At 71.0% G+C, this 15,535-nt stretch carries 16 protein-coding genes; 6 read left to right on the top strand and 10 right to left on the bottom strand.

Annotated features, from left to right (window positions below):
• Window positions 1-92 precede the first annotated feature (92 nt).
• Window positions 93-821, top strand: coding sequence for a siderophore-interacting protein (locus ACFWRV_RS14865; RefSeq protein ID WP_384333932.1), 729 nt, complete (start codon window positions 93-95; stop codon window positions 819-821).
• 48 nt (window positions 822-869) lie between these two features.
• Here the strand turns inward: ACFWRV_RS14865 and ACFWRV_RS14870 are convergent, their stop codons facing one another.
• From ACFWRV_RS14870 to ACFWRV_RS14900, 7 genes are all read right to left on the bottom strand, one after another.
• Window positions 870-1,238 (bottom strand): DUF6463 family protein, encoded by a 369-nt coding sequence (locus ACFWRV_RS14870; RefSeq protein WP_384333706.1) that lies wholly within the window; start codon window positions 1,236-1,238, stop codon window positions 870-872.
• A 54-nt stretch (window positions 1,239-1,292) separates the two neighbouring features.
• Window positions 1,293-2,879 (bottom strand): APC family permease, encoded by a 1,587-nt coding sequence (locus ACFWRV_RS14875; protein ID WP_384333709.1) that lies wholly within the window; start codon window positions 2,877-2,879, stop codon window positions 1,293-1,295.
• 255 nt (window positions 2,880-3,134) lie between these two features.
• A complete protein-coding gene (locus ACFWRV_RS14880) occupies window positions 3,135-4,598 on the bottom strand; it encodes an aldehyde dehydrogenase family protein (RefSeq protein ID WP_384333712.1) in 1,464 nt (487 codons plus the stop codon).
• Window positions 4,595-6,334, bottom strand: a complete 1,740-nt coding sequence (locus ACFWRV_RS14885; RefSeq protein ID WP_384333715.1) for an amidohydrolase family protein — start codon at window positions 6,332-6,334, stop codon at window positions 4,595-4,597. The genes ACFWRV_RS14880 and ACFWRV_RS14885 overlap by 4 nt, the downstream gene beginning before the upstream one ends.
• A 290-nt stretch (window positions 6,335-6,624) precedes the next feature.
• Window positions 6,625-7,752, bottom strand: coding sequence for an LLM class flavin-dependent oxidoreductase (locus ACFWRV_RS14890; RefSeq protein WP_384333718.1), 1,128 nt, complete (start codon window positions 7,750-7,752; stop codon window positions 6,625-6,627).
• A 139-nt stretch (window positions 7,753-7,891) separates the two neighbouring features.
• The gene (locus ACFWRV_RS14895) at window positions 7,892-8,677 is read right to left on the bottom strand and encodes an SDR family NAD(P)-dependent oxidoreductase (protein WP_384333720.1); all 786 of its coding nucleotides are present in this window, start codon (window positions 8,675-8,677) and stop codon (window positions 7,892-7,894) included.
• Window positions 8,678-8,712: 35 nt separating this feature from the next.
• Window positions 8,713-9,657 (bottom strand): LLM class F420-dependent oxidoreductase, encoded by a 945-nt coding sequence (locus ACFWRV_RS14900; RefSeq protein ID WP_384333723.1) that lies wholly within the window; start codon window positions 9,655-9,657, stop codon window positions 8,713-8,715.
• Window positions 9,658-9,912: 255 nt separating this feature from the next.
• On the opposite strand from ACFWRV_RS14900, the gene ACFWRV_RS14905 reads away from it, so the two are divergent.
• Window positions 9,913-10,317: a VOC family protein gene (locus ACFWRV_RS14905; protein WP_384333726.1), complete on the top strand. Its 405-nt coding sequence runs from the start codon at window positions 9,913-9,915 to the stop codon at window positions 10,315-10,317.
• Between the two features lie 62 nt (window positions 10,318-10,379).
• Here ACFWRV_RS14905 and ACFWRV_RS14910 read toward each other — a convergent pair whose 3' ends face one another.
• Entirely contained in the window at window positions 10,380-10,811 is a 432-nt protein-coding gene (locus ACFWRV_RS14910) for a hypothetical protein (RefSeq protein ID WP_384333729.1), read from the bottom strand.
• A 79-nt stretch (window positions 10,812-10,890) separates the two neighbouring features.
• Here ACFWRV_RS14910 and ACFWRV_RS14915 point away from each other — a divergent pair, with 79 nt between their 5' ends.
• Window positions 10,891-11,730: an aldo/keto reductase gene (locus ACFWRV_RS14915; protein WP_384333732.1), complete on the top strand. Its 840-nt coding sequence runs from the start codon at window positions 10,891-10,893 to the stop codon at window positions 11,728-11,730.
• 25 nt (window positions 11,731-11,755) lie between these two features.
• Here the strand turns inward: ACFWRV_RS14915 and ACFWRV_RS14920 are convergent, their stop codons facing one another.
• Window positions 11,756-11,869: a DUF6924 domain-containing protein gene (locus ACFWRV_RS14920; protein ID WP_384333735.1), complete on the bottom strand. Its 114-nt coding sequence runs from the start codon at window positions 11,867-11,869 to the stop codon at window positions 11,756-11,758.
• 41 nt (window positions 11,870-11,910) lie between these two features.
• On the opposite strand from ACFWRV_RS14920, the gene ACFWRV_RS14925 reads away from it, so the two are divergent.
• Window positions 11,911-12,072, top strand: coding sequence for a hypothetical protein (locus tag ACFWRV_RS14925; RefSeq protein WP_384333738.1), 162 nt, complete (start codon window positions 11,911-11,913; stop codon window positions 12,070-12,072).
• Between the two features lie 230 nt (window positions 12,073-12,302).
• On the opposite strand, the gene ACFWRV_RS14930 is transcribed toward ACFWRV_RS14925, so the two are convergent.
• On the bottom strand, window positions 12,303-13,484 hold the full coding sequence (locus tag ACFWRV_RS14930) for a serine hydrolase domain-containing protein (protein ID WP_384333741.1): 1,182 nt from the start codon (window positions 13,482-13,484) through the stop codon (window positions 12,303-12,305).
• A gap of 97 nt (window positions 13,485-13,581) precedes the next feature.
• Between ACFWRV_RS14930 and ACFWRV_RS14935 the strand changes: the two genes are divergently transcribed.
• Both ACFWRV_RS14935 and ACFWRV_RS14940 read left to right on the top strand, forming a co-directional pair.
• Entirely contained in the window at window positions 13,582-14,229 is a 648-nt protein-coding gene (locus ACFWRV_RS14935; RefSeq protein WP_384333744.1) for a TetR/AcrR family transcriptional regulator, read from the top strand.
• Window positions 14,230-14,406: 177 nt separating this feature from the next.
• Window positions 14,407-15,531 carry a glycoside hydrolase family 43 protein gene (locus ACFWRV_RS14940; RefSeq protein WP_384333747.1) on the top strand — a complete coding sequence of 375 codons (1,125 nt, stop codon included), beginning with the start codon at window positions 14,407-14,409 and terminating at the stop codon, window positions 15,529-15,531.
• Window positions 15,532-15,535 lie beyond the last annotated feature (4 nt).

Genomic DNA, 15,535 nt, shown 5'->3' on the forward strand with positions numbered 1-15,535 from the left:
GCCACTCCCCAGCCCCCGAAATTTAGGTTAGCCTAACCTAAAGTGACCCTTTGGGCAGTGGGCCGGGGCACCGGGGCGAGGCGGGAGACATCGTGGGGCATGGCTGGGAAGGCGTCGTTCTCAAACTGTTCCGGGGGCGTGACTTCACGTTCACGGTGACCGGCGCGGAGCAGGTCACCGACCGCTTTCGCCGGGTGCACGTGACGGACGGCGGGCTGCTGGCCGCGACCGGCGGGGCCCATCCGACGATGTGGGTGCGGCTGTGGTTCGAGAAGGACGGCAAGCCGCATCAGCGCGCCTACACCCTGGTCGACCCCGACCCGGAGTCCGGCACCTTCAGTCTGGAATTCGCCCTGCACGAAGGCTCCGCCTGCGACTGGGTGCGGGCGGCGAAGCCGGGCGACACGATCGACGCGACGCTTCAGGGCACCGGTTTCACGCTGCCCGACCCGACGCCCTCGCGGCTCTTCCTGATCGGTGACGCGGCGGCGCTGCCCGCGATCAACTCCCTGCTGGACGCGATCCCGTCGACCCCGGCGACCATCTGGTTCGAGACCGCGCACGAGGAGGACCGGAAACTGCCGTTCCGCCTCGACGAGGCCCACCACACCCTGCACCATGTGGAGCGGCGCGAGGCGGGCGCGCATCTCGTGTCCGAGGTGAAGGCGGCCCTGCCGGAGCTGCTGGGCGCGGACCACTCGGACGCGTACGTCTGGGTCGCCTGCGACACGTCGACCACCCGGACCCTGTCGGCGTACCTCCGCAAGGAGCTGGGCCTGCCCAAGGACCGGGTGAACGCGCTGGGTTACTGGCGGCCGTAGACCCTGGCCACACCGCACCACCGAGGGCCCCGGCGTACGCCGGGGCCCTTACGCGTCCGTGGACCGCAGCGACCTGCGCAGCAGTACCCCGCCGATCCCCACCAGACTCGGGAAGCCGCTCTTCGGCATGGCGACCGTGCCCACCGCGCCGACGGCTGCCAGGGCGACGCCCGCCGCGCGCTGGGCCGGCAGGTCACCGTTCTCCTCCGCCGAGCGCAGCAGCCGGCCGCCCAGCCACAGGGTGGGGGCGACGGCCATGAACCAGAAGGCGGCGGCCCGGTCGCCCCGGTCGGGCACGGAGCCGACGACGGGCCCTCGGCCGATGTCGGCGAACACATCGCGGTAGATCACCGCACCGACGGCACCGTGAACGACACCGACCACCTGGAGCAGACGTCCCGCCGAAGCTCGTTTCATGGCCTCATCGTACGAGCGGCGCGGCGACGGCCGAGGGCCCGCCCCGCCGCGCTCTCAGTCCTGGACCACCAGCGCCGGGGTCTCCTTCGTCAGCACCTCGCCCCGGAAGAACGCCGGGCTGCGGCGCTCCATCGCGACCATCAGCACCACGCCGAGGAGCAGCAGCCCCACCCCGATGACGAACACCGAGCCGACGCCGAACACCGAGGAGCCGGAGCCGTACGCCGGGTCCCACATGTCGTAGAGGGTCTTGGCGAAGACGGCGGCGAGCAGGATGCCGCCGAGCAGCGGGAAGAGGCCCTTGAAGATCAGGTCCCGGGCGGAGCGGGTCAGTTCGGCGCGGAAGTACCAGGCGCAGGCGAAGGCGGTCAGCGCGTAGTAGAAGCAGATCATGAGGCCGAGCGCGTAGATGGTGTCCACCAGGACGTGCTCGCTGGCCAGGGTCATCACCGTGTAGAAGACGCCGGTGCCGATGCCCGCCGTGACGGTCGCCCGGCCGGGCGTCTTGAAGCGGGGGTGGACCTTGGCGTACGAGGCCGGCATCGCCTCGTACGCGGACATCGCGAGGACCGTGCGGGCGACCGGGATGAACGTGGTCTGGAGGCTGGCGGCGGCCGAGGCGAGGACCGCGAGGAAGAGCAGGATGCCGAGGCCGGGGCCCATCACCGGTCCGGCGAGGGCGGCGAAGACGTTGTCGGAGGTGTCCGGATTGGCGAGGCCGAGCCCGGAGGAGCCGGAGCCGACGGCCATCTGCGCGGCGACGCCGGTGGCCAGGTAGGAGCCGACCAGGACGACCATCGCGATGAGGGCCGCGCGGCCGGGGGTCTTCTCGCTGCCGGTGGTCTCCTCGTTGGCGGTCAGACAGGCGTCCCAGCCCCAGAACATGAAGATGGAGAGGGACAGGCCCGCCGTGAAGGCGGCGAAGGACTGGACGGCGAAGGGGTTCAGCCAGGACCAGGAGAAGTCGAGCGAGGACGCGAAGTCAGGGCCGCCGCTGCCGGCCTTGCCGAGGGCCATCGTCACGAACAGCGCGAGGACGACCAACTGCAGTCCGACCAGGGCGTACTGGATGCCCTTGGTGGCGGTCATGCCCCGGTAGCTGATGGCCGTGGCGACGGCGATGAGGACCAGGCAGGTGAGGATGTGGACGGGTTTGCTGTCGTCCAGGGCGGCGATCGAATCGCTGCCGGTGATCTCACCCGCCAGCAGCCAGAAGTACGAGGTGGCGACGCCCGCCAGGTTGGACAGCACGATGATCGTCGCGATGACCAGGCCCCAGCCGCACATCCAGCCGACGCGCGGGCCGAACGCCTTCACCGTCCAGGTGAAGGAGGTGCCGCAGTCCGGCATCGCCTTGTTCAGCTCGCGGTAGGCGAAGGCCACGAGCAGCATCGGCAGGAACCCGGCCAGGAAGACGGCGGGCATCTGCACGCCGACCTCTCCGGCGGTGGAGCCGAGGGTGGACGTCAGGCAGTAGACGGGGGCGACGGTGGAGACGCCGATGACGGCGCTGCCCATGAGGCCGACGGAGTTCCCGCCGAGCCCTTTGCCCCGTACGCCGCCACGGCCGTCACCGCCGTCGGCCGGGGCGCTTCCCCGTACCGTGTCTCCGGCCTGTGGCCGCGCGTCCAGCTGAGTCATGAGAAGGACGCTATGCGCTGCGATATCCACATCCGGAGCGCGAGACTCCAACGTCTCACCCTTGACTATGACGACCAATCACCCGTGAACACCTCGCCAATTAAAGGTCACATTCACATGAAACCTTGCAATGCATGCCGCTCGACCGAGCGTGACGACGTACGGTAACCGCAGCCCTGTCCGTTTTGTGTGGGTTCAAAATTTTCCCGTGCCGCCTCGCGAGCCGGCCCGATCCAGAGCGCGAGGCCCTGGTGGTCAGCCGGGCCAGACGATCGCCTGCGTCTCGCTGTAGGCGTGCAGCGCGTACGAGCCCACGTCCCGTCCCACCCCGCTCCTCTTGAACCCGCCGAACGGGGCCTCCATGTTCCGCCCGACCGTGTTGACGCCGACCCCGCCCGCGCGCAGTCGCCGGGCCACCCGGAAGGCGCGGGCCACGTCGCCGGACCAGACGTAGTCGATGAGGCCGTAGTCGCTGTCGTTGGCGAGCGCGACGGCCTCCTCCTCGTCGTCGAAGGGGACGACCACGACGACCGGCCCGAAGATCTCCTCGCGGACGACCCGCATGTCGGGGGTGCAGTCGGCGAGGAGGGTGGGGGCCACGTAGAAGCCCCGGTCCAGGTGGGCGGGGCGCCCGCCGCCCGCGACGACCCGCGCGCCCTCCTTCCGGCCCAGCTCCACGTACGCCTCGACGCGGTCGCGGTGGGCGGCGGAGATGACCGGGCCGACCACGGTGGCCCGGTCGGCCGGGTCGCCGACGGTGAGCGCGTTCGCGTACGCGGCGAGCGCGGCGACCAGCTCGTCCTGGCGGGACCGATGGACCAGGACGCGGGTCGGAGCCGTACAGATCTGTCCGCTGTAGAAGGAGAACGTCGTGCCGATGCCCGCGACGGCGGAGCCCAGGTCCGCGTCGTCGAGGACGAGTGCCGCGCCCTTGCCGCCCAGCTCCATCAGCTGCCGTTTCATCCCGCGCCCGCACACTTCCGCGATGCGCTGCCCGACGGCGGTGGACCCGGTGAAGCTGACCATGTCGACGTCGGGAGAGTCGACGGCCGCCTCTCCCGCCTCCGCACCCGACCCGGTGACGACGTTCACCACCCCCGGCGGAACGCCCGCCTCCGCGAGGGCGGCGGCCATCCGGTAGACGGAGAGCGGGTCCTGCGGGGCGGGTTTCACCACGACCGTGTTGCCCATCGCGAGCGCGGGCGCGACCTTGCCCGCCGGGTTGGCCCAGGGGTTGTTGTACGAGGTGACGCAGGTGACCACGCCGACCGGCTGGCGGACGGCCAGCGCCCCGAAGACCCCGGCCCGCCCCATCGGGCCGGCCTCGTTGATCTGGGGCGCGATGGCCTCCTCCACGGGTTCCAGGGCCCCGCGCGCGTACCGCCGGAAGCGGGCGACGCCCACCCCCACCTGCATCCCACGGGCGGTGGATGCGGTGGCCCCGCTCTCCCGCCGGGCGATCTCGGCGTGGGCGAGGAAGTCCCGCTGGACGATGTCCGCGGCCCGGTCCAGGATCGCGGCGCGCTCCTCGGGCCTGGTCCGCGACCAGGCCGGGAAGGCCGCTCTCGCCGCCGCCGCGGCCTCGTACACCTGGGCGCGGCTCGCCTCGGGGGCGAGGCCGACGACCTCCTCGGTGGCGGGGTCGATGACCTCGTAGTGGCCGTCGGCGGGTTCGGTCCACTCCCCACCGATGAACAACCGCTCGGGTGCGGCGCTCACGCGGTACTCACCGTCCGGGTGTCGCGGCCCGAGCGCAGCACCGTCCCCGGCACGGCCCCCGTCACCTTGTCGTCGCGCAGGGTCTCGACCCCGTTGACGCGCACGGAGACGATCCCGATGGCCTTGGAGTCCAGGCGCGGACTGTCCCCGGGCAGGTCGTGGACGAGGGTGGCGGGCCCGGCGTCGATCCGCTCGGGGTCGAAGAGGACGAGGTCGGCGTGGAAGCCCTCCTCGATCCGGCCGCGCTCGCGCAGCCCGAAGAGCCGGGCCGGGTCGTCGGTGAGCATCTTGACGGCGGCGGTGAGGGACACGAGCTTGCGCCCGCGCAGACAGTCGCCGAGGAAGCGGGTGGTGTAGGGGGCCCCGCACATCCGGTCCAGGTGCGCGCCCGCGTCGGAGCCGCCGAGCATGACGTCCTCGTGCTCCCAGGTGCGTTGCCGCAGGGCCCAGGAGTCGGGGTCGTTGTCGGTGGGCATCGGCCACAGGACCGTACGCAGGTCGTCGGCGGCGCAGATCTCGACCAGGCAGTGGAAGGCGTCCTGGCCGCGTTCGGCCGCGATGTCGTCGACGACCCGGCCGCTGAGGCCTTCGTTGGCGGCGCTGTAGGTGTCCCCGATGACGTACCGGCCGAAGTTGGCGAGCCGCCTGAAGACCCCGGCCTCCTTGCTGTCGGCGCGGCGCAGCATCTCGGCGCGGGTGGCGGCGTCCCGGAGGCGTTCGATGCGCTCGGGGACGGGGAGGGCGAGGACGTCGCCCCAGCCGGGGATGAGGTTGAGGGCGCAGAAGGTGCCGAGCGACATGTTCATGGGGGTCAGGATCGGCATGGTGAGGGCCACGATCCGGCCACCGGCCCGGCGGGCGCGTTCGCTGGGGATCAGCTGGCGCGGTACGCGTTCGGGGACGGCGGCGTCGATGGTGAGGACGTTCCAGTTGAGCGGACGCCCGGCGGCGGCGGTCATGTCGACGAAGAGGTCGATCTCCTCGTCGGAGAACTGGTCCAGGCACCCCGCGACGATCGCCTCCAACTGCGTCCCCTCGTGTTCGCCCACCGCGCGGGAGAGGGCGAGCAGCTCCTCGGGGAGGGCGTGGCGGGAGGCGACGGGCTCGCCGTCGCCGTCGGAGTGGGTGGCGGACTGGGTGGTGGAGAGCCCCCAGGCCCCCGCGTCCATGGCGTCGTGGAAGAGGGCGAGCATGGCGTCCAGCTGCGCGGGGGTCGGCTGTCCGCCGACCGCGTCCGCGCCCATGACGTGCCGGCGCAGGGCGCAGTGGCCGACCATGAACCCGGCGTTGACGGCGATGCGGCCGTCGAGGGCGTCGAGGTACTCGCGGAAGGTGGACCAGGTCCAGTCGACGCCTTCCTCCAGGGCGGCGAGCGCCATGCCTTCGACCCGCGACATCATCCGCCGGGTGTAGTCGGCGTCCTCGGGCCGGTCGGGGTGGAGCGGCGCGAGGGTGAACCCGCAGTTGCCGCCCGCGACGGTGGTGACTCCGTGGTTCATGGAGGGGGTGGCGTAGGGGTCCCAGAAGAGCTGGGCGTCGTAGTGGGTGTGCGGGTCGACGAACCCGGGGGCGAGAACGAGCCCGTCGGCGTCCTCGCTGGTGACGGCCTCTTCGGTGACGGTCCCCGGCTCGGCGATGACGGCTATCCGGCCGCCGCGGATACCGATGTCGGCGGTGTACGCGGGCCCGCCGGTGCCGTCCACGACGGTCGCGCGGCGGATGAGGTGGTCGAGCATGACGGTTCCCTTCTGGGGGTTCCTTCTTCGGCCCGGCGGGGACGGGTGGGGACAGCCGGGGCACGCACGCTTGGGCCGCGGTACGCACCCCGGCTCATCAGGGCGACGGTCCGGGAAGACGCCGCCCGGCCTGGGAATTTCCAGCCCCGCCGACGTTGGAGGCACGTATTTCAGCCCCTCCGGCGATGGGAGCGTATTTCAGCCCCGCCGGCGTTTGAGGCGCGTATTTCAGCCCCTCCGGCGATTGAGGAGCGGGGTTCGGGGCGGAGCCCCGACGTGAGCCCGAGGGTTCAGCTCCCGGCGGCGGCCCGGAACCGCGAGGTCCGATGCACGGGATCCGTATCGATCTGCGGAATCACGTGCTCCCCGATCAGCCGGATCGTGTTCATCGTGTCCTCGGGACTGATCCCGATCGGCAGCCCGAAGCTCAACTGATCCGCCCCCGCCCGATCCCACCGCCGGCACTGCTTCAACACCTCGTCGGGATCCCCGCAGATCATCAGCTCCTCCGCGATGAGCAGTTCGACGATCTCCTCGGTGTACTCCGGCAGCAGCTGCGGCCACTCCGGAATCCCCTCCGGCCGGGGAAACGTGTCGTGGTAGCGGAACAGCAGCGACTGGAGGTAGTTCAGCCCGCCGCCCACCGCGATCTCCACCGCCTTGGCGTGCGTCTCGGCGCAGATGGCCGTGGACGTCACCATCACGTTGTCGTTGACGAACGCCCCCACCGGCTCCGCGTCCTTGACCGCGTTCTTGTAGGACTCGACGACCCACTCCATGTCGGAGACCTTCTGCACGCTGAAGCCCAGCACCCCGAGCCCCTTCTTGCCCGCCATGGCGTACGAGGACGGCGACCCGGCCGCGTACCACATGGCCGGGTGCGCACCCCCGTACGGCTTCGGCAGGATCTTGCGCGGCGGGAGCGACCAGTGCTTGCCCTGGAAGCCGACGTACTCGTCCTGGAGCCACATCTTGGGGAACTCGGCGATCGTCTCCTCCCACAGCTCCTTCGTGTGGTTCATGTCGGTGATGCCCGGCATGAACCCGAGGATCTCGTGGCTGCCGGCCCCGCGCCCGGTGCCGAACTCGAAGCGCCCTTCGGAGAGATGGTCGAGCATCGCGACCTTCTCGGCGACCTTCACCGGGTGGTTGACCGGCGCGAGCGGGTTGAAGATGCCGGAGCCGAGGTGGATGCGCTCGGTGGCGTGCGCGAGATAGCCGAGGTACACGTCGTTGGCGGAGAGGTGCGAGTACTCCTCCAGGAAGTGGTGCTCGGAGGCCCAGGCGTACTTGAAGCCGGACTTGTCCGCCTGGATGACGTACTCGGTCTCCTCGATCAGCGCCTTGTGCTCTGCCTCGGGGTCCACCTTGGCACGCGCGGCGGGCACGTACCCCTGAACAAAGAGCCCGAATTCCACGGAGGTTCACCGTCCTCAAGTTTTCCTGACGACTTATCTGACGATCCGTCAGATTGCGATGGGACCGACTGTTCCACCGCCGCGGCAACGCGTCAATAGCTGACGTCGCGTCAGCTGGACGCTCCGGGACGTACGGGATTCAGAAGGGGCTGACCCCGGCCAGCCACCCCCCGTCCACGACGAACGGCTGTCCGGTGACGTACGAGGAGTCGGGCCCGGTCAGGAACAGCACCAGCGCGGCGATCTCCTCGGGCCGCCCGATCCGGCCCATCGGGAGGAGCTTGCGGTAGTACGCGTCCAGGGCGGCGCTCGACGTCGCCAGGTCGGCGTCCGCGTCCAGCAGCGCCGGGTTGCTCATGGCGGTGTCGACGGCTCCGGGGCAGACAGCGTTGACCCGGATCCCCTTGCCCGCCAGCTCCATGGCGGCGACCCTGGTGAGCCCCAGCACCGCGTGCTTGGTCGCGGCGTACGCGCCGACCAGGGGCATGCCGGTCAGCCCGGTGTACGAGGACGTGTTGACGATCGTCCCGCCGCCCGCGGCCTCGATCTCCGGCGCGACGGCCCGGATCCCGAGGAACGCACCGGTCATGTTGACCCGCACCACCTGTTCGAACTCGGCCAGCGGGGTGTTGACCAGTTCGTTGAAGCGGAGGATGCCGGCGTTGTTGACGAGCCCGTCGATCTTCCCGAAGGCGTCCTTGGCCGCGGTGACGGCAGCGCCCCACTCCTCCTCGCTCCCGACGTCCAGCCGCACGAACCGCGCGACCGACTCCCCCAGCTCCTTGGCCAGCGCCTCTCCTTGCTCGACCAGCACATCGGCGACGACGACCCGCGCACCCTCCTCGACGAAGAGCCGCGCCTCCTGCTCGCCCTGCCCGCGTGCCGCTCCGGTGACGAGGACGACCCGCCCGTCCAGCTTGCCCATGTCCGTTCCCCTTCCGTTCACGTACCGAGGTGAGTTCACGTACCGAGGTGAGGAGCCACGTCCGCACCGAACGCCGCCATCTGATCGGTCAGTTCGTCCACGCTCCGGCTCCGGAAGCGCACCTGGATCTGGTGCACGCCGATCTCCGCGTACTCCCGCAGCGACTCCGCGAGCGCCTCGGGCTTCCCGGTGAGCGTGCGCCGCCCCACGGGCCACCCGGGCTCACCGACGTACAGCGGCTCGGTGATCGCCCCGACGACGATCGGTGCCGCGACGCCCGCCTCCTCGCGCAGGGCGTGCAGCCGCGCGATCTGCGCGGGCAGCTGTTCCCGGGGGTCGCCCTGCGGCAGCCACCCGTCCCCCCGTACGGCGGCCCGGCGCACGGCGGCGGGCGAGGAGCCGCCCACCCAGATCGGCACCCGCTCCTGGGCCGGCCGGGGCAGTTGCCCGAGCCCGCTGAACGAGAACCGCTCCCCCGCGAACTCCGGGTACTCCTCGGGCCCGAGCGCGGCCCGCAGCGCGTCGATCGACTCGTCCAGCACGCCCCCGCGCCCGCCGAAGTCCGCCCCGACCGCCTCGAACTCCTCCCGTACATGCCCGGCCCCGACACCGAGGATCAGCCGCCCGGCGCTGAGGTGGTCGAGGGTGGCGTACTGCTTGGCGGTGATCAGCGGATGACGCAGCCCGACGACGGCGACATGGCTCATCAGCAGGACGCGCTCGGTGACCCCGGCGAGAAAGGAGAGCGTGGCGACGGGGTCGTACCAGACGGTGCTCATGCCCTCCGCGAGCCGTCGCGGGATGGCGACATGGTCGCACCCGGCGATGTAGGCGAAACCGCAGCGATCGGCGGCGCGGGCGACCCGGACGAGATCGGCGGGGGTCGCCGCCGCCTCCCAGGGTTCCGCGTAGATGACGCTCTGCGACTGGACCGGCAGCTGCATCCCGTAGGACAGCGGCCCGCTGGGCGGTATCGGCACGGCGGCCTCCTTCCCCTCCGGCCCGGGGCGGTCCCGCCCCGGGTGACGGCCGCCATCGTCATACCTGACGGACCATCAGACAAGGGGTGGGGGCACATCGGGGCGCTCCGGCGGCGGGCACCGATGAGTTTCGCCGCCGGAAACGGTCATGAGTGGTAGGCAGGACAAATCGACCGACCGGGGCGGGTCCGACCGACCGGGGCGGGTCCGATCCGCACGCGGCAGGAACTACCGACAGAGCCAAGGAGAACAACCGTGACGGCTTCCACCGACGACAGCACCGACACCACCCACACCGGGGGCATCACGGGCCTCGGTGTCCTCATCGGCAGTACCGACTCCGACGCCCTGATCGCCTGGTACCGCGCCGCGCTGGAGCCCCTGGGCGCCCGCTGGGCGGAGCACATGCTGCTGGTCGGCCCCGGGGCGATCATCGGCTTCGACCAGCGGGACGACGTCGCGGACCGGGCCGCCGAACCGGGCCGACAGCTGATCAACCTCACCGTGCGCGACATCCGGGCGGCCGAGAAGCACCTCAACACCCTCGGGGTGACCTGGGTGCGGCCGGTCGAGGACACCGGGGACGGCTGGTTCTTCTCCACGATCGTGGACCCGGTGGGCAACTACCTCCAGATCCTCCAGGGGCCGGGGACGCCCTGATTCCCGGCACACCCACCGCCGACCGACGGCACGCCCCGGCGAGGCGGGCCGGCTCCTCCGCGCTACAGCTCGTCGTCGCCGGCCAGCTCCTCCCAGCGGAGGTCGCCGAGGACGGAGCCGGCCGCGTCACCCGACGGGACCTCAGGGCTGTCCTGGAACCAGGCGACGGTCAGGAGCGAGCGATAGAGCACCGGGTCATGATCCGCGGCGACCGGCGTCGAGTGGAAGGACCCGACACACGCCACGGCGGGCAGCACCTCGACGGGCCCGAAGGCGCCGGCCTCCACCTCCGGATACTCGATGGAGGGCGGAACAAGGTGTACCGGAGCGCGGGGAGACTCCCGTTCGGCCGCCCGCAGCAGGCCGCTGACCCTCATGTCGTTGATCCGCCTGCACGGATAGCCCTCCAGGAAACCCGCGTAGGTCGAGGACATCCGCAGTCCGGAAAGCTCCAGGGAGCGACCGGAGGCGAGAACAATGAGGCTCAGCGACATGCCAACACCCTAAGTGCGGGGTTACGTTCGTGGCCTGGCCCGGGTCGCCGGGCAGCCGAACAGGGGGAGCACGAAGAACATGCCATCGACGACGTTCCGCATCGGCGGAGACCTGGCGGTGGGGCGGCTGGGGTTCGGTGCGATGCACCTGCCCACCGAACGCCCCGAGGACCGGCCATCAGCTATCGCCGTGGCCCGCCGGGCGGTGGAGCTGGGCATCACGCTGATCGACACGGCCCACCTGTACGGGCAGGGGGCCAACGAGGAGGTCCTGGCCGAGGCGCTCCACCCGTACCCGAAGGACCTCCTGATCACCACGAAGGTCGGGGTCGTCCGCTCCCCGGAGACGGAGGACTGGGCCCTGAACGGCCGCCCCGAATCCCTGCGCGCGGAGGTGGACCGGGCCCTGCACCGCCTTCGCGTCGACCGCCTCGAACTGCTCCAGCTCCACCGCATCGACCCGAAGACCCCGCTCGCCGACCAGCTCGGCACCCTGCGGGACCTGCGCGACGCGGGCAAGGTGGGCCGCATCGGCCTGTCCGAGGTGTCGGCAGCCGAACTGGCCGAGGCCCGGGAGATCGTCGACATCGCGAGCGTCCAGAACCGCTACAACCTCACCGACCGCGAACACGAACCGGTCCTCGCGGCGTGCGAGGCGGCGGGCATCGCGTTTCTGCCGTGGCGCACGGTCGCCTGGGGCAAGGCGGGCGACCGCGCGGAGGTGGCGGCGGTCGCCGCCGAACTGGACGCCACGCCCACCCAGGTCTGCCTGGCCTGGCTGCTGGACCACTCCCCGGTGATGCTCCCGATCCCGGGCACGTCGAGCGTCGCCCACCTGGAGGAGAACACGGCGGCGGCGGACATCGAGCTCACGCCGGAGCTGCGGGCGCGGCTGGACGGGATCGCGGGGACCGCGTAGCCGCAGCGCCCGGCCGATCCACTCCTCACACGCCCCGGACGACCCCGTCCGGATCTGCGGCTGCCTCCTCGGCGAACTCCGCGAAGTCCACGTTCGCGAGCTGGAGGTTCCCGTGGACCATGTGGACGGCGACCGGCACGACACGCACCTCGCGCGGCGGTGGCGCGAACCGTGCCGCCCGTGCAGACCGCGGACCTCGACGTCGCCCTGGTCACGGCCGCGCGGGCGAGGGTCGTCCGTAAGATCGTCAAGCTGTCCGCCGTCGGCAGCGGTGAGCAGCTCGACGGGGCGACCGTCGCCCGCCGAGCTTCGCCTCGAACGTCTTGTGGCACCGGGAGCTGATCCGGGTCGGACAGCCGGTACCGGACCTGACCGGCGACTCCCGGCAGGCAGTCGTCGACCCGGGGACGTGGCTGCGGTCGCCGTCGCCGCCCTGACCGGCGATGCGCACGAGGGGCAACGGTACGACCGGACCGGAGCCGCTGACCTTCGCGGACCGGGCGGCGGAGCTACGGCGCTGCCGTGACCCACCGCCGGTCCCGCGGCCCTCGTGGTTCCCGGGCCCCCCGCCCTCAAGCGCGGTCGCAGTACCCCTGCCGGAACGCGGCCCAGAAGTCCTCGTCGATCCCCGTGTCGGTGAGCGAACTCCAGTTTGTGTGCGCGACGAGCTGCTCGCGCCCGTCGCGGCTGTTGAGGGCGAACGTGAGATACCCGGGGGCGGTGCCGCCATGGCCGTACGCCGGACCGCAGTCGGTGGCGTAGACGTACACACCCAGGCCGTAGCCGACTGCGGGCGGGGCGCTGCCGGTCGTGGGGACGGTGTCGGTGAGCATCGAGTGCAGGAGACCGGGCGGCAGCAGACGCCCCTGCAGGAGCGCCCGATAGAAGCGCGCGACGTCGGCAGCCGTGGTGACCAGAGCGCCCGAAGCCCCGGCCTCGGACGGGCTGAACCCGGTGATGTCGAACCGGGTCGCGTCCGGCGCGTCCGGTAGCAAGAACGAGACGTCCGTGTAGCCGCGCGCGTGAGGTCCGTCGATCGTGGTCTTCGCCAGCGGATACGACGTGTCACGCAGCCCGAGGGGGACCAGGACCCGGCGTTCGAGGTTGGTCCGCAGGTCGCGGTCGGTGACCCGTTCGACGATCAGGTCGAGCAGCAGGTAGTTGGTGTTGGAGTACCTGAACCGGGTGCCGGGTGCCGGGAAGTACCGGGGCCCGTCGAGGCCGATGCCGATCAACTGGTCGCGGGGCCAGTACTGGTCGAGGCTGCGGAAGTGGGGCAGCAGACCGTCGAGGTAGTCGTAGAGCCCGCTCGTGTGGTTGAGCAGCTGGCGGACGGTGATGGGCTCGCCGGACAGGGCGTTGTCGGCGCGTACCTGGTCCGGCAGCAGGCTGTTCACGGTGTCGTCGAGCCGTAGCCGGCGCTCGGCGACGAGTTGCAGCACGACCGTCGCGGTGAAGGTCTTGGTGAGGCTCCCGGCACGGAACTTCAGGTCCGGCGTCATCGGCGTACCGGTGGAACGGTCGGCGACACCGGCCGACCCGGATCGGACCTGCGTGCCCTCGCGGGCGAGGAGGAAGGCACCGGGGTTGGGGTTCGGGGCGGCCACCACCCCTTCGGACAGAGTTCGCAGGGCCGGGTCGGGCCGGCTTCCGGCCGTACCCCGGCCACCGGGCCCACGGTCGGCGTGCCCCCGGTCGGCGATCTCCTGATCCGCTGCGGCCGTGCCGGGCGACAGCAGAGCAAGGGCAAGCACCAGACCTAAAAGGCGGGTTGAGCGTCCACGTGCCATCGAAGGCTCCTTTCCAATAACAGTATGGGCATACGGTTATAGCACGCGATACCGTCCTCGCATGCCGAGAGTCGCCGACCACGACGCCCGCCACGCGCAGATCAGTGACGCCGTCCAACGCCTGATCGTGCGGGACGGCCTGGCTGCCGTGACCGTCGCGCGGACCGCCGCCGAAGCGGGCGTGTCCGTGGGCCTGGTGCAGCACTACTTCACGGCGAAGGACGACATGCTGCTGACGACGTTCACGCACGTCAACCGGCGGTTCACCGCACGTGTCGACGCGGCGGTGAACCGGGGCGAGACCGAGGGCCGCACCATCGCCGCCATGCTGCGGCAGGCGCTGGCCGAACTGGTTCCGCTCGACGACGCCCGCCGCGCCGAGTTCCTGGTCCGGCTCGCCTTCGCGGACCGGGCCGCACACAGTGCGCGCCTCGCCGCCGTCCAGCGGGAGACCCTCGCGGGGGTCCGCGCCCGCGTCACGCGAGCCATCGACAACGGCACGGAGTGCGGCGAAGTCGACAAGGGCGTCAACGCCGGTCAACAGGCCCTGCATATCGTTGCGTTCGCCGAGGGACTCGCCCTGCACACGCACATCGACCCGGACGGCACCCCGGAGGTGGCCGTTCTCGCCGCGCTGGACGATCAGCTCGGCCGCGTGTTCACCGGAACGTGCCGTCACCGCCGAGCGCAGGGCCGCGCGAGCCTTTGACTCCGCGCCTTCGACAGAGGCTGCGCCCGAGTCGTTGACAGGGGCTTCGCCCCACGGGATTCTGCGAGAGCGCTCTTCTATCGATGTAAATCGCCATCGTCGTCACCGTCTCATCGCGTCACCGTCTCATCGCCGTCGCCGTCGCCGTCATCGAATCCCTCACCCGGGAGCGAGCCCATGAGCAACGCAATGAGCAAGCCCAAGAGACTCTTCCGCCGCTCGTCCGGCCTCGGCGCGCTCGCGCTGGTCGGCGCTCTCGCCGCGACGCTCTTCCTGTCGCCTCCCGGAACCGCCCAGGGCGCGCCGCCCGGCCGTGAGGCCGCGCCGCAGGGACAGACCAGCCTGCGGGCGGCCGACCCGAGCGTGTTGCGGGTGGGCAGTACGTACGTCGGCGTCCAGTCGACCGGCGGCGGCATCGTCGTACGGCAGGCGTCGTCCACGGACGGGCTGGCCACGGCGCCCGCCCGGCAGGTCTGGACGGACAGCCGGGGCCGCGGGGAGGTCTGGGCCCCCGAGATCGTGATGGACGGCGGGCGGTACTACATCTACTTCACGGCCGGTGTCGGGGCCGCCCACCGCATGTTCGTCATCAGCTCGGCCTCGCCGGACAGCGGGTACGGTGCCGAGACCCAACTCGCCCTGCCTGACAACAAATGGGCCATCGACGGCACCCTGTTCACCTTCGAGGGGCAGCGCTGGTTCGTCTGGTCCGGGTGGGCGGGCGACACCAATGTCGAGCAGAACCTCTACATCGCCCGGATGAGCAGCCCGACCCAGCCCACCGGCTCGCGGTACGTCATCTCGCAGCCGCGCGAGAGCTGGGAGCGGGTGGTCGGCAACCCGTTCATCAACGAGAGCCCCGAGGCGATCAAGGACCCCAACGGGCAACTGCACATCGCGTACTCCGCGAACGGCAGTTGGAGCGAGCAGTACTGTCTGGCGGACCTGCGGCTGCGCAAGGGCGGCGACCCCACCTACGTATGGGACTGGTACAAGTCGAACGGCTGCCTGTTCGGCTCCAACCGCGCGACCATGATGGCGGGTTGGGATCCAACGCTGTACGTGAACGGGCCCGGCCACCACACCTTCGTCCTGCTGCACGGCGACATCAACACCAGCCCGCCGGCCGGCCCCAGGTTCCCGTCGATGTACCACGCGGTCGCGAAGGGCACCCCGTACTCCTGGGCCAACCGCCACTGGTACACCGGTACGTTCGCCTGGTGGGGCGACACCACCTACTCGCGGGCCAACGTGCCCGGCCCCACGTCCGACAAGGGGTGGAGCCTGAAGTTCTTCGAGTGACCCA

This window comes from Streptomyces sp. NPDC058576 (assembly GCF_042718715.1).
GTDB lineage: Bacteria > Actinomycetota > Actinomycetes > Streptomycetales > Streptomycetaceae > Streptomyces.

Coding starts and splice junctions, on each gene's coding strand:
- ACFWRV_RS14870 (WP_384333706.1), bottom strand. CDS start 1,238: ATGAAACGAGCTTCGGCGGGACGTCTGCTCCAGGTGGTCGGTGTCGTT.
- ACFWRV_RS14875 (WP_384333709.1), bottom strand. CDS start 2,879: ATGACTCAGCTGGACGCGCGGCCACAGGCCGGAGACACGGTACGGGGA.
- ACFWRV_RS14885 (WP_384333715.1), bottom strand. CDS start 6,334: ATGCTCGACCACCTCATCCGCCGCGCGACCGTCGTGGACGGCACCGGC.
- ACFWRV_RS14895 (WP_384333720.1), bottom strand. CDS start 8,677: ATGGGCAAGCTGGACGGGCGGGTCGTCCTCGTCACCGGAGCGGCACGC.
- ACFWRV_RS14910 (WP_384333729.1), bottom strand. CDS start 10,811: ATGTCGCTGAGCCTCATTGTTCTCGCCTCCGGTCGCTCCCTGGAGCTT.
- ACFWRV_RS14915 (WP_384333732.1), top strand. CDS start 10,891: ATGCCATCGACGACGTTCCGCATCGGCGGAGACCTGGCGGTGGGGCGG.
- ACFWRV_RS14935 (WP_384333744.1), top strand. CDS start 13,582: ATGCCGAGAGTCGCCGACCACGACGCCCGCCACGCGCAGATCAGTGAC.
- ACFWRV_RS14940 (WP_384333747.1), top strand. CDS start 14,407: ATGAGCAACGCAATGAGCAAGCCCAAGAGACTCTTCCGCCGCTCGTCC.